This is a genomic window from Paenarthrobacter sp. NPDC089307, from assembly GCF_040685055.1.
Classification (GTDB): Bacteria; Actinomycetota; Actinomycetes; order Actinomycetales; family Micrococcaceae; genus Arthrobacter.
In genome coordinates, this window is the sequence record NZ_JBFBHE010000001.1 from 38,603 (window position 1) to 52,333 (window position 13,731).

At 62.7% G+C, this 13,731-nt stretch carries 11 protein-coding genes; all 11 read left to right on the plus strand.

The window, feature by feature from the left end:
* The first annotated feature begins 57 nt into the window (after window positions 1-57).
* Window positions 58-1,320, plus strand: a complete 1,263-nt coding sequence (gene dinB / locus AB0N72_RS00190) for a DNA polymerase IV (protein ID WP_363931283.1) — start codon at window positions 58-60, stop codon at window positions 1,318-1,320.
* A gap of 238 nt (window positions 1,321-1,558) precedes the next feature.
* Window positions 1,559-1,927, plus strand: a complete 369-nt coding sequence (locus AB0N72_RS00195; RefSeq protein ID WP_363931284.1) for a DUF3040 domain-containing protein — start codon at window positions 1,559-1,561, stop codon at window positions 1,925-1,927.
* A 482-nt stretch (window positions 1,928-2,409) separates the two neighbouring features.
* A complete protein-coding gene (gene mraZ, locus AB0N72_RS00200; RefSeq protein ID WP_363931286.1) occupies window positions 2,410-2,841 on the plus strand; it encodes a division/cell wall cluster transcriptional repressor MraZ in 432 nt (143 codons plus the stop codon).
* 134 nt (window positions 2,842-2,975) lie between these two features.
* Window positions 2,976-4,004: a 16S rRNA (cytosine(1402)-N(4))-methyltransferase RsmH gene (rsmH, locus tag AB0N72_RS00205; RefSeq protein WP_363931287.1), complete on the plus strand. Its 1,029-nt coding sequence runs from the start codon at window positions 2,976-2,978 to the stop codon at window positions 4,002-4,004.
* Window positions 4,001-4,663, plus strand: a complete 663-nt coding sequence (locus AB0N72_RS00210) for a hypothetical protein (protein ID WP_363931288.1) — start codon at window positions 4,001-4,003, stop codon at window positions 4,661-4,663. The genes rsmH and AB0N72_RS00210 overlap by 4 nt, the downstream gene beginning before the upstream one ends.
* A 42-nt stretch (window positions 4,664-4,705) precedes the next feature.
* Window positions 4,706-6,502, plus strand: a complete 1,797-nt coding sequence (locus AB0N72_RS00215; RefSeq protein ID WP_363931289.1) for a penicillin-binding protein 2 — start codon at window positions 4,706-4,708, stop codon at window positions 6,500-6,502.
* Between the two features lie 102 nt (window positions 6,503-6,604).
* Window positions 6,605-8,248, plus strand: coding sequence for a UDP-N-acetylmuramoyl-L-alanyl-D-glutamate--2,6-diaminopimelate ligase (locus AB0N72_RS00220; protein WP_363931290.1), 1,644 nt, complete (start codon window positions 6,605-6,607; stop codon window positions 8,246-8,248).
* 6 nt (window positions 8,249-8,254) lie between these two features.
* Window positions 8,255-9,745, plus strand: coding sequence for a UDP-N-acetylmuramoyl-tripeptide--D-alanyl-D-alanine ligase (gene murF / locus AB0N72_RS00225; RefSeq protein WP_363931291.1), 1,491 nt, complete (start codon window positions 8,255-8,257; stop codon window positions 9,743-9,745).
* Window positions 9,742-10,851: a phospho-N-acetylmuramoyl-pentapeptide-transferase gene (gene mraY, locus AB0N72_RS00230; protein ID WP_363931292.1), complete on the plus strand. Its 1,110-nt coding sequence runs from the start codon at window positions 9,742-9,744 to the stop codon at window positions 10,849-10,851. The genes murF and mraY overlap by 4 nt, the downstream gene beginning before the upstream one ends.
* Window positions 10,833-12,422, plus strand: coding sequence for a UDP-N-acetylmuramoyl-L-alanine--D-glutamate ligase (murD, locus tag AB0N72_RS00235; RefSeq protein WP_363931293.1), 1,590 nt, complete (start codon window positions 10,833-10,835; stop codon window positions 12,420-12,422). The genes mraY and murD overlap by 19 nt, the downstream gene beginning before the upstream one ends.
* A gap of 2 nt (window positions 12,423-12,424) precedes the next feature.
* Window positions 12,425-13,726, plus strand: coding sequence for a putative lipid II flippase FtsW (gene ftsW, locus AB0N72_RS00240; RefSeq protein ID WP_363931294.1), 1,302 nt, complete (start codon window positions 12,425-12,427; stop codon window positions 13,724-13,726).
* Window positions 13,727-13,731 lie beyond the last annotated feature (5 nt).

The following is a 13,731-nucleotide window of genomic DNA, read 5'->3' on the forward strand; positions in this document are numbered from 1 at the left end:
GGGCTGAGCCGGACGTTGCCTCCAGTTTAGTCAGTGCCCGGGCATAGTATTGCCGTTGTGAGGCAGGAAGCACCCGGCGGCGAGTCAAGCGTCGGCCCCAAACCAGCCCGCAGCGCTGGAGATGCCCTGCGGGAATTGAGGCGAACCAGCATTCTGCACGTGGACATGGACGCGTTCTTTGTCTCCGTGGAACTCCGCAGCCGGCCCGAACTGCGCGGCAAGCCTGTGATCGTGGGATTCCCCGCGGAGCGGTCGGTGGTCCTTTCGGCCTCCTACGAAGCCCGGGCAACAGGGGTCAAATCGGCCATGCCCATGTCCATTGCCATGAGGCGGTGCCCGGCGGCCGTGGTCATCAATCCCCGCCACACTCTCTACTACGAGGTCTCCGCGCAGCTCATGGAGATCTTCGGATCAATTACGGACCTGGTGGAGCCCCTGAGCGTGGACGAAGCTTTCCTGGACGTCGGTGGTGCGATCCGCCGGCTGGGGGCACCTTTGGACATAGGCCACCTCATTCGGCGCAGGGTCCACGCGGAGTTGGGAATCACCGCTTCCGTGGGGATTGCGGGCACAAAATTCGTTGCCAAGATCGCCTCCACCAGATGTAAACCGGACGGCATCCTGCAGATCGACGCCGATGACACCCTTGCGTACCTTCACAGCCTCCCCGTCAGTGCGCTGTGGGGCGTCGGTGGCAAGACCGGTGAAGTCCTGGCACGGATGGGCATCCGCACGGTCGCGGACGTGGCGGCAACGCCGTTGTCCTCCCTTAAGAAGGTCCTGGGGGCAAGCGGAGAACACGTGCACAGGCTCTCCATGGGCGTTGATCCGCGGCCGGTAACGCCGACACGGCTTGAAAAGAGCATTGGAGCTGAAGAAACCTTCTCCGTTGATACAGCGGATAATGCCTTGCTGCACAGGGAGTTGTTGCGGCTGTCCCACCGCACGGCCACCCGGCTCCGCAGTTCGGGCATGCTTGCCCGGACGGTTGCCTTGAAACTGCGTTACGCAGATTTCTCCACAGTCTCTCGCAGCCGCACCCTGCACACTCCCGTCGACAGCGCGCAACTGATCTACCAGGTGGCCGTGCAGCTCCTTGAATCGCTGGGTCCCCGCTCGATGAGTGTCAGGTTGGTAGGCGTGCGGGCCGAGCAGTTGGAACCGGCCGGCCAGACCTCCATGCAGCTGAGCCTGGACCGCCGCGATGACAACTGGCGTGCCGCGGAGCAAGCCCTGGACAGGGTTTCGGAGCGCTTTGGGTCCAAAACACTGCTGCCCGCCCGTCTCCTGGAACCCGGCAAGCCGGCCTCGGATAGCTGAACCGTGTGACCTTGGTCCCGGCCGTCCCGGGCGTCTTTCAGAACGGCCCCGGACAAACTATCCTATTTATTACAGAGATTTAGATCGTCTGGACAAACTGTTTCCTGAACAGTCGGCCCCGGGATGCCTGCTGAACCAAGAGGGCAATTTGGGAACGAAATTCTTGGTCCGATCGTTGGGGTAAACAGACGCACAGGACGCGTTATGTCCAGACGCTGGCTGACTAAAGGAGGTCGCGATGCCCCTCTCGGAGCACGAACAGAAGCTGCTTGAGCAACTTGAAAAGCAACTTCATGAGGACGATCCGAAGTTTGCCAACACCATGGGTTCGGATCCCATCCGCAGCTGGTCTACCCGGCATGTCATTATTGGCGTCCTTGGCGCGATTGCCGGCATTCTTCTCCTGCTCGTAGGCGTTTCGCTGCAGGCGATACCTGTGGGTGTCCTCGGCTTCATAGTCATGGGTGCTGGTGTGTACTTCGCGACGTTGCGTGGATCGGCATTCGGAAAGGCCGGCAAGGGGAAAGCTGCCAAGGCGAAGCCCAAGAGCACCTTCATGAGCAGCCTCGAAGAACGCTGGGACGAACGGCGCCGCGACGACAACTGACAATGGACGTGCTCGGCTGGCCCGGGAGCATTCCGTTGCGTGAATGGTCAGCCTCACCCAAGCATGCCCCGGAGCCCTATGAGGGCAGGTGCGCCCTATAACTGGATGAGCCCTGACAACAGCAGAACAAGGGACCCGCTAAGCGGGTCCTTTCGCTTTTAAGCGCCGGTTTCAAATCCTCCACTTTCCACCACCATCTCCACTTTCCTCCCCTCGGGTGGCGAATTACGGCCGCCATCGGTTCCCAGGCGCCTTTCAGGCTTTGATCCCGACGCCGCCCTGGCCGCCGGAGCGCAAAAGCCTCCACTCCACTCCACCCCTTGGAATTCCGCGCCAATTCAGGGCAATGGAATCTCAAAGTGGTGGAGAAACGCCTGCAGCTGCGTTGACTGTGGGGCGTTGTGGAGTAAAGTGGAGCACATAAGAGGGTAGTGGCAGTGTTGGGTATGTGCGGGCACCTTGACTGAGGGGCGGTGGGGCCAGTGTTTCTGGGCACTCACTCGCCGCGTCTCGATGACAAGGGCCGGATCATACTTCCCGCCAAGTTCCGCGAGGAGCTTGCTGAGGGGTTGGTTCTCACCAGGGGCCAGGAGCGCTGCATCTACGTCTTCAGCCAGAAGGAATTCGAACGTATCCACGAGTCGATGCGGGAAGCGCCATTGTCTTCCAAGCAGGCCCGTGATTACATCCGCGTCTTTCTGTCCGGAGCCTCGGATGAAGTACCTGACAAGCAGGGGCGTGTGACCATTCCACCGGCGCTCCGTGCATACGCAGGCTTGGGAAGGGAGCTGGCCGTGATCGGTGCCGGAACCCGGGCTGAGATCTGGGATGCCGAGGCTTGGAACGAGTACCTCAACGAGAAGGAAGCAGCCTTCTCGGAAACGGACGACGACAATCTGCCCGGGTTCTTCTAACCGGGCAGTGGAGGCAGTACCGCTTCTTGAATGGGATCTCCAGCCGCCCATCGAACAGTCTTCCTGGCTCAACTTCCCCTGAGCCAGGCCGGCGGGACGATAGGCGCGGATGGGGATCCGATTCAAGAATCACCATGCACGTAACTGAGGAAAGAGGAGGCAGCGTGGAAGAGCAGGACGCGGCAAAGCCCACATCGGAGCGCCACGTGCCCGTCCTGAAAGACCGCTGCATCAACCTGCTCGCTCCCGGCTTTGAAGCCGCGAGGAGCCGTGGCGAGACTCCCGTAGTCATCGATGCGACCCTCGGCATGGGAGGGCACTCCGAAGCGATGCTGCAGCGCTTCGGCGATCTTCACCTGGTAGGCATCGACCGGGACGAAGAAGCGCTTTCGCTTGCCGGCGCCCGCTTGGAACCCTTCTCCCGGCGCACGGACCTTGTGCACGCCGTCTATGACGAGATCGAAGACGTGCTGGCTGACCTCGGCATTCCGGAAGTCCATGGAATCCTGATGGACCTCGGAGTTTCTTCCTTGCAGTTGGACGAACGCGAGCGTGGTTTCGCCTATTCCTACGACGCTCCACTGGACATGCGCATGGACACGAGCCGTGGACAGACCGCCGCCGACGTTGTGAACACCTACAGCGAGGAAGACCTGGTCCGCATCATCCGCAAATGGGGCGAAGAGAAGTTTGCCGGACGGATCGCCAACAGGATCGTCAATGCCAGGGCCGAAAAGCCCTTCGCCACCACGGGCGAGCTGGTGGAGCAGATCCGCAGCGTTGTGCCGGCGGCTGCAGCCAAGAGCGGGGGACACCCGGCCAAGCGCACGTTCCAGGCCTTGCGCATCGAGGTCAACGAGGAACTCGACGTCCTTGAACGCGCTGTTCCGGCTGCGGTGGCATCCACGGCGTTGGGTGGCCGCGTAGTGGTGATGTCCTACCACTCGCTGGAAGACAAGATCGTGAAGTCCGTCTTCCAGAAGGGCTCCAAGTCCTCGGCTCCGTTGGGGTTCCCCGTGGAGCTTGAAGAACACAAACCTGAGTTGAAAACCATCACCAAAGGCACGGAAGTGCCCACAGCGGCAGAGATCGCCGAGAACCCCCGCGCGGCCTCTGCACGACTGAGGGCCGTCGAACGCATCAAACCGAGGAGAGACGCATGAGCAACGCCGCAGCGAGGACTTTGCCCTCCGTGGTGGGCAATACCGCCCGCGCGCTTCCATCGCCCGCGGGCAAGCCTGATGTTGCCCGCAGGCCCCGCACGCCGCTCTCTCTGGTACGCAGCACTCCGGGCAGGCGCAGAACCCCATTCGTGGTTCTGTGCTTTCTCGCCATGGCAGCCGCTCTCTTGACTGTCCTGGTCCTGAACATCTCCGTGTCCACGGCGCAGTACCAGCTGGTGCAGCTCAAGGCGCAGGCCGCCACCCTTAATAAGGAAAACCAGGACCTGACACAGAAGAAGCAGAACTACGAAGCTCCCCAGAATCTGGCAGCCAAGGCTACAGAATTGGGAATGGTTCCTTCCACCGTTAAAGGCCAGATCGACCTGAACACGATGACAGTGACCGGGAAGGCGACTCCCGCAGTCAAGGGCGACAACCCAGGGGCTGTTCTCGCTCCTCCTGCTGTGGGGGGCGTGCTTGATGTTGTTCCCTCGGTGACCACCAAGGATCCGTTGGAGAACCTGAAGCCGGTTACTCCCGCAGCCCCGGCAACGCAGGCAACCCCGCCGGCAGTGCCCGCCTCGCCGGCAGCGGTACCGCCGGTGGATCTTCATGGAGGGTCGGTCCCGGCCCCCCAGCAAAAGACACCCGGACAGTAGTCCATCCGTCCACTGAACCAAGGCCAGCAGCAAGGAATCAACGTGGCTCAGAACCCCGGCACATCGAAAAAAACGAAGACGCCGGCGGCACGACGGCGGCTGCGCGTTGGGCTCGGCATCATGCTCAGCCTGCTGCTGGTTGTGGGCGGCAAGTTGTTCATGGTGCAGGGCCTGGACATGGGCGGGATGGCCGAGGCTGCCCTTGCCAAGCGACTGACCCCGCAAGTCCTTCCTGCTGAGCGCGGCCAGATCCTGGACGCGAACGGCACTGTCCTTGCAAGCAGCGTCATCCGGTACAACATCGTGGTCGACCAGACGGTGAACACCAACACCGAGACATTCCACAGGTACAACGAGAAGACCGAAAAACTCGACGAAATCACCCGTGACCAGGGCATCGCGGACCTCGCTGCCCTGCTCGGAACCGACGTTGCCAAGGTGCGGGAGTCCCTGACGGGGGATAAGCGCTACTTCGTCGTGGCCAAGGACATCAAGCCCGAGCTTGAGGACCGCATCACCAAGCTCTACATCCCGGGACTCAAAGCCGAGGGAGTCAGCAAGCGGGTGTACCCGAACGGCAGCGTGGCCGGCGGGGTGGTCGGTTTCCTCAAAGACGGGACCACGGGCCAGGCGGGCATTGAGCAGACCCAGGACGAGATTCTTCGCGGTACTGAGGGCAAGCGCGTCTTCGAAATCGGCGCAGACGGCCTCCGTATCCCGGTGGCCACTGATGAACTGACTCCTGCCGTGGACGGCAGCGACGTCAAACTGACCATCAATACCGACATCCAGTATTTCGCCCAGCAAGCCATCCAAAGCCAGGTCAACAAGATGAACGCCGAATGGGGTTCAATCGTCGTGATCGACACGAAGACCGGAAATCTCATTGCCCTGGCAGATACCAACGCTCCGGACCCGAACGACCCCGGCAAGGTCGATGCCAAGGACCGCGGCGTGCGTTCGGTCACTGCCGCCTACGAGCCCGGTTCCGTCCAGAAAATGATCACGGCTGCGGCGGCCATCGAAGAAGGCAAGTCCTTCCCGCTGGACCAATTCACCATTCCGCCCTCGTACACCATCGATGGCCAGAAATTCACGGATGCCTTCGAGCACGGTACCGAAGAGCGCACCCTTGCCGGCATCCTCGGCTGGTCGATGAACACCGGCACTGTGATGGTGGGAAGCCGCCTGAGCAAGGAGCAGCGCTACGACTGGCTGAAGAAATTCGGGATCGGAGAGCAGACGGACATCGGGCTGCCGGCAGAAGCGACCGGCATCCTTGCAACGCCCGACCAATGGGACGAACGCCAGCAGTACACGGTGCTCTTCGGCCAGGGCGTGTCCCAGTCGACGCTGCAGACCGTCCGGGCTTTCCAGAGCATAGCCAACAACGGCGTGATGCTTCAGCCCAGGCTCATTGACGGCTACATCGGCCCGGACGGCCAGGAGCAAAAAGCCCCCGCGAAGGATCCACGGCAGGTGGTCTCCAAAGAGACCGCCCAGCAAGTGCGGGACATCCTGGAAAGTGCCGTGACCGAGGGACAGATCAAGGACGCAGCCATTGACGGCTACCGCGTTGGAGCCAAGACCGGTACGTCCCAGGCACCCCGCGAGGACGGTCTGCCGGGATTCGATGGCTACACGGCCTCGATGGTGGGCATGGCCCCCATGGACGATCCCAGGTTCATCGTCGAAGTGGTCCTGCAGCGCCCCAAGGGAAATATCTATGGTGTGACCAACGGGCCTGTGTTCCGCTCGGTGATGTCGCAGGTCCTGCGGACCTACAACGTGGCACCATCCACCGGAACTCCCGCGCGGCTGCCCCAGTTCGTCAAGTAAGCTTCTTGGGCGCCTGTTTCGGCCCCCATTCGATCCACTACCAATGGCCCGGGCGCCGCTGGCCCCCGGCCGGTCGTTCCACGAGCACCAACGGAGAACCACGTGTCAGAGCACAAAGAGGCAGCTTCCAATACCGCGACGCCGGACGCCGGACGGTCAGGCTTCCGTCCCGCATCCGTGGCTGCTGTGTCCTTGGCCAGCATTGCCAGGGCGCTGGGAGTGGCTGCCCCTGAGGGCAGCAGCGACCTCGGCATCACCGGTATTACGCTCAATTCCCGAGCCGTGGAACCTGGCGACCTCTACATGGCCCTGCCGGGCGCCACGCGCCACGGAGCCGACTTCGTTCCGCAGGCTGTCGACGCAGGTGCGGTTGCCGTCGTGACGGACGACGCCGGTGCACGCCAGCTTGCGCTGGCAGCCGAGCAGCCGGTTCCCGTCCTCATCGTCGACGAGCCGAGGGCCGTCGTCGGGCCTTTGGCCGCGCTGATCTACCGCAGCCAACCCGACGACGCAGCTTTCCCTTCACTTTTCGGTGTCACCGGGACCAACGGCAAGACCACAACCACCTACTTCATCAATTCCTTGCTGCGGGCCTTGGGCAAGAGGCCTGGACTGATTGGCACCATCGAAATCGTGGCCGGCGGTGAGCCGATTCCCAGCCTCCTGACTACGCCGGAGTCCACGGACGTCCACGCCCTGCTCGCTTTGATGCGTGAACGGGGATTGGATACGGCGTCCATGGAGGTGTCCTCGCACGCGATCTCCTTCCGGCGCGTGGACTCAGTGATGTTCGAGGTCGCAGGATTCACCAATCTCACCCAGGACCACCTGGACCTCCACGGCAGCATGGAGGAGTACTTCAACACCAAGGCTGAGCTTTTCACTGCAGGACGTGCACGCCGGGCTGTAGTCACGGTGGATGACGAATGGGGCCGAAAGCTGGCCGGTCGGGCGGATATCCCGGTCACCACCCTTTCGGCGGCCACCTCCGGCGCCGCCCCGGACGCTGACTGGCGGGTAGCATCCATCAAGCCGCGCGGGCTGGGCTCGGACTTTGAATTGAAACACTCTGACGGCCGTACCCTGCGCGTGCACACGGGCTTGCCGGGGGACTTCAACGTGGCCAACGCCGCGTTGGCCACCCTTATGGTCCTGGCATCCGGGGTGGACGAAGCCAAACTCCAGGAAGCCCTGGACGCACATGACCCCTTCACCGTCGCGGTTCCCGGACGCATGCAGCTCGTCTCGACGGAACCGGCATCCGTTGTTGATTTTGCCCACAACCCTGACGCCCTGGCGCGGGCGTTGAAAGCAGTCCGTTCACCGGAAGAAGGCTCCCGGGTCATCGTGGTTTTCGGAGCAACAGGGCAACGGGACCAAGGCAAAAGGCCCACCATGGGTGCCATCGCGGCCCGGCTGGCCGACGTCGTGATCATCAGCGACGACGACCCCCACGACGAGGATGCCGCAGCCATACGCGCCGAGGTGCTGGCAGGGGCGTACGCCGCGCGTGAGGAAGAAAACCTGGCCAGCGAGATCATCGAGTCCTACCCGAGGGATGCTGCCATCCGCGTCGCCGTGGACCTGGCAACGGCGAAGGACACCATCCTCATCGCAGGACGCGGCCACGAGGTGTGGCAGGAAGTCAAAGGCGTGAACCTCGCCCTGGACGACAGGGTCGAGTTGAGGGCTGCCTTGACATCCAAGGGATTCAGCGTTTCACCGGACCAGCGGATAGAGTCCTAAACCGAGATGATTGCACTTACTGCGGCGGAGATCGCCGACATCACCCATGGCCGTTTGACCGGAGAACCGGGCATCGTGCCCTCTTCCGTCGTTACTGACTCACGGGAGGCCACGACCGGTTCGCTGTACGTGGCAAAGCCCGGCGAGCACGCCGACGGCCACGACTTCGTCGACGCCGCGTTCAAGCGCGGCGCCGTTCTGGTCCTGGTCGAACGCGAAGTGACCGATGCGGACGGCAGCCCGTATCCCGCCGTCGTGGTGGACGATGCCGTCGTGGCGATGGGAGCGCTTGCCGCTGAGTCCGTCCGGCGCATCCGGTCCGAGCGTGAACAGCGCGGCGAGCAGTTCACCGTGATTGGAATCACCGGCTCCGCGGGGAAGACCACCACCAAGGACCTCCTTGCCGGCATCTTGTCCACGGCCGGGGCCACGGTGGCGCCGCAGGGTTCCTACAATGGCGAGGTCGGCGTCCCGCTGACTGTTTTCGCGGCCGATGCCGGGACCCGTTTCCTGGTCATCGAGATGGGCGCCACGGGCTTGGGCCATATCAAGTACCTGGCGGACATGGTGAAGCCCGACATCGGAGTGGTGCTGATGGTCGGTACGGCGCACGCCGGCGAGTTCGGCGGAGTGGAAAATATCGCCAAGACCAAGGGTGAGCTTGTCGAGGCACTTGGCGAACACGGCACCGCTGTTCTCAACCTCGACGACGGTCGCGTAGCTTCGATGCGCTCACGCACCGTAGCCAAGGTCCTGGGCTTCACCGCCAAACCGGCAACCACCGAAGAAGTGGAAGCACGCAACGTGGTGGTCAGTGCCGAGGGCCACCCGGTGTTCGATCTCGTACTTCCCGACGGCGGCCCTTCCGTGCCGGTTCGAAGCCGCCTGATCGGTGGTCACCATGTGACGAACCTGCTGGCAGCTGCTGCCGCGGCGTTCGCTGCCGGCATCCCGGCCGCCGATATCGCGTCGTCGTTGAGTTCGCAGTCCGCAGCCAGCCGTTGGCGCATGGAACGCACCGAACGCGAGGACGGCGTCACCATCATCAACGACGCCTTCAATGCCAATCCCGAATCGATGCGGGCCGCCTTGCGGACGCTGGCCGATCTCGGCCAAGGCAGGAGGACCTGGGCTGTCCTGGGCGCCATGCTGGAACTTGGCGAGGACTCCATCCGGGAACACACGGCCGTGGGTACCCAGGTGGTCCGGCTCAACATTTCCCGGCTGGTAGTGGTGGGCCGTGAGGCCCGCGCGCTGTACATTTCGGCCATCCAGGAAGGCTCCTGGGGCGACGAATGTTCGTTTACGGAAACGCTCGATGAAGCCTATGAACTGCTGTCAAGGGAACTGGAACCTGGTGATCTGGTCCTGTTCAAGTCGTCCAAAGCTGTCGGACTCAGGCATTTGGGTGATCGGATAGCATTACCTCCACGGGCCGAGCCCACCGGAGAAAGCGCGGATGAAGCTGCCGCAAGCGAAGGGAACGAGCTGCTGTGATTGCACTTTTGATCGGCGCCGGCGTCGCCCTTCTGGTGGCCTTGATAGGCACACCCCTGTTCATCAGGTTCCTGGTGGCCAAGAGCTATGGGCAATTCATCCGTGATGATGGCCCCACTTCGCACCACACCAAGCGCGGTACTCCCACCATGGGCGGAACCGTCGTGGTGGCAGCGGTGCTCATCAGCTACTTCGTGACGCACCTGATCATGTGGATGATGAACCCGCACTCTGCCGGGCCCTCAGCGTCAGGCCTCCTGCTGCTGTTCCTCATGGTCGGTATGGGTTTCGTCGGGTTCCTGGACGACTACATCAAGATCTCCAACAAGCGCAGCCTGGGCTTGAATGCCCGTGCCAAGCTCATCCTGCAGGCTGCTGTCGGCATTATCTTCGCAGTACTGGTCCTGCAGTTCCCCAACGAGGACGGGCTCCGTCCGGCCTCGACGCAAATCTCGCTGGTACGGGATATTCCCTGGCTGGACCTGGCCTTCGGCGGGACCGTGCTGGGGGCGATCCTGTTCATTGCCTGGTCCAACCTGATCATCACCGCAGCCACCAACGGCGTGAACCTCACCGATGGCCTGGACGGGTTGGCCGCAGGCGCATCCATCATGGTCTTTGGCGCGTACACCATCATGGGAATCTGGCAGAACAACCAGGCTTGCGGGTCTCCCAGGGAAGCCGGCAGCGGCTGTTACCAGGTGCGCGACCCCATGGACCTGGCCTTGCTTGCAGCGATCCTCAGTGCTGCCCTGGTGGGATTCCTGTGGTGGAATACATCACCGGCCAAGATCTTCATGGGAGACACTGGCTCCCTGGCCATCGGCGGTGCCGTCGCAGCCTTCGCCATCCTCTCCCGCACGGAACTGTTGCTTGCCTTCATCGGCGGCCTGTTCGTCCTCATCACCCTTTCGGTCATCATCCAGGTGGGCTTCTTCAAGCTCTCAGGAGGCAAGCGGGTCTTCAAGATGGCCCCGCTCCAGCACCACTTTGAACTGAAGGGCTGGGCGGAAGTCACCGTGGTGGTCCGGTTCTGGATCCTCGCCGGGCTTTTCGTGGCCGCGGGCCTTGGAATCTTCTACGCTGAATGGGTGGTGCTGCTGTGAACGAAAGCCCCGAAACCATGTCTTCCGCCTCCGACCGGCTCAAGGACCTGAACAGCTGGGATGCCAACTGGAGCGGCCTGCGGGTGGTAGTGACAGGCATCGGCCTGTCCGGGTTTTCCGCTGCCGACACCCTGATCGAGCTTGGGGCCAAGGTGGTGGTAGTGGATGCCGCGACCACTGACAAAGCCTTGGCGCAGGCGGACACCTTGAAGATCGTGGGCGCCGTGGATGTCCTGTTGGGAGAGGAAGCTGTCAAAAGCCTCCCGCTGTTCGAGGACGCTTTGCCCGACCTTGTGGTGACCTCGCCCGGGTGGCGCCCCGACCAAGCCCTGCTGGCAGCGGCCAAGCGCAAGCACATTCCGGTGTGGGGCGACGTCGAACTTGCATGGCGCCTCCGGGTCCGCGAAGGTCGCAAGACCGCCGACTGGCTGGCAATCACAGGCACCAATGGAAAAACCACCACCGTGGGGATGACCGAATCCATGCTGCAGGCTGCCGGCCTGAAGGCAATCGCGGTGGGCAACGTGGGAACGCCGATCCTGGACGCCCTGCGCGACCCTGTGGACTACGATGTTTTCGCCGTGGAGTTGTCCAGCTTCCAACTGCACTGGAGCCACTCACTCTCGCCGGTCGCCAGCGTCTGCCTCAACGTCGCCGAGGACCATGTGGACTGGCACGGCTCCTATGCGTCCTACCTCGCGGACAAGGCCAAGGTGTACGAAAACACCCAAAAGGCCGCGATCTACAACGCCGAGCAAATCGAAACAGAGCGCATGGTTGAGAATGCGGATGTGGTTGAAGGGTGCCGAGCCATCGGATTTACCACCAACACGCCCGCCATCAGCATGCTGGGCGTCGTGGACGGGCTTCTGGTGGACCGCGCCTTCATCGCCGAACGCAAGGATTCGGCGGCAGAACTTGCCGCAATGGCCGATCTCGGTCCGGTCGCTCCGCGCCACATGGTGGCCAATGCGCTGGCCGCCGCGGCCTTGGTGCGGGCGTACGGTGTGGAACCTTCGGCCGTGAAGCAGGGCCTGGTCAATTACCTGCCCGGCGCACACCGCATCCAACTGGTGGCAAAGCACAACGACATCCTGTGGATCAACGACTCCAAGGCCACCAACCCGCATGCTGCCTCGGCTGCACTTTCGGCCTTCCAAAAGGTTGTGTGGATTGCCGGCGGCCTGTCCAAAGGCGTCAACTACGATGAGCTGGTCAAGGAACACGCGCCGCGGCTCAAGGCTGTAGTCCTCATTGGAACCGACACCGGTCCGCTGGAGGCCTCCCTCCAGCGACACGCGCCGGATGTCCCCGTGATACCCCAGCCCAAGGGCGACACTGGGAGTGTGCAGACCGCAGCCGGTAACGCCGCTTCGCCAATTTTTGGCGAGACAGTCATGGCCCAGGCCGTGGCGTCCGCGGCCGGCGTGGCAGCCCCAGGCGACACCGTCCTCATGGCACCAGCGGCTGCATCCATGGATCAGTTCTCTTCCTACGCTCACCGTGGCGACGCATTCGTCCAGGCAGTTCGCGAGCTTGTGGAAGGGCAGGCACAGACCACCGAGGAGTAACAATGGTCAGCACGCCCACCCGCACCCGCGGCAAAGAGCCGCGGGACGGGAAGAACAAGGCCACGCCGCCAGGCGGCAGGGAGCCCAAAGGGCTTCGCAGGCACTGGCGCAGCTTCTGGGAGAGCCTTGAAGGCAAAAGCAAGGCTCCTAACAGCTCCACCTACTACCTAATTCTTGGTTGCGCCCTGGCGCTGACGGCCATCGGCATCATGATGGTGTTGTCCGCTTCCAGCGTCGAGGCCATCTCGGAGGGCAAGTCTCCCTACGCCGACGCCATGAAGCAGGCAGGCTTCGGCGTCGTGGGGCTCATAGCCATGTACGTCATTTCGCGGACCAACGTGAACTGGATGAAGAGATTGTCCTGGTGGGCACTCGGTGCCGTTGTCATTCTGCTCGCCTTGGTCCAGGTCATGGGCAACAGCGTCAACGGAAACAAGAACTGGATCGACCTCGGCGGTGTCACCCTGCAGCCCTCCGAGATGTCCAAGCTGGTCCTTTGCGTGTGGATTGCCGCTGTGCTTGCCCGGAAGCAGAAGCTCCTGAACCGCTGGATGCACGTCATCATCCCGGTGGTCCCCGGTGCCGGACTCGTGATCGGGTTGGTGATGCTCGGCAATGACCTCGGAACCGTCATTGTCATCGCGGCCATCGCTGCCGCTGGCCTCTATTTTGCAGGGGTCCCGGGACGCATGCTGGGCATAGCCGGTGCCGTAGGCCTGGTCGGCGCAGTCCTTGCCACGGTCAGCAGCTCCAACCGCATCTGCCGCATCACCTCCTGGCTGGGCACGGCATCGGCGACGTGCACCGAGCAGTTCGACTTCGACTTCCAGTCAACCAACGGCATGTATGGCCTGGCCCAGGGGAGTTGGACGGGCCTGGGACTTGGCCAAAGCCGCCAGAAGTACAACTGGCTGCCGGAAGCCCACAACGACTTCATCTTCGCCATCATCGGTGAGGAGCTGGGCCTGGTTGGAACCATCGTGGTCCTGGTGCTCTTCGCTATTCTGGGCATTGCTATTTTCCGCGTGGTTGTGCGCCAAACCGACCCCTTCCAACGGACTCTGGCCGGCGGGATCATGGTGTGGCTCCTGGGCCAGGCCAGCATGAACATGGCCGTGGTGACCCAGCTGCTGCCGGTGGTGGGAGTGCCCTTGCCGTTCATCTCATATGGGGGGTCTGCGCTGATCATGTCCCTTTGCGGTGTGGGCGTAGTGTTGTCTTTGGCCCGCGGCCAGTTGCCGCCGCAGCAACGTCCACGATTCCTGCCGCGCCGTTCACCCAAACCCGCACGAAAGCGTACCTAGCACTT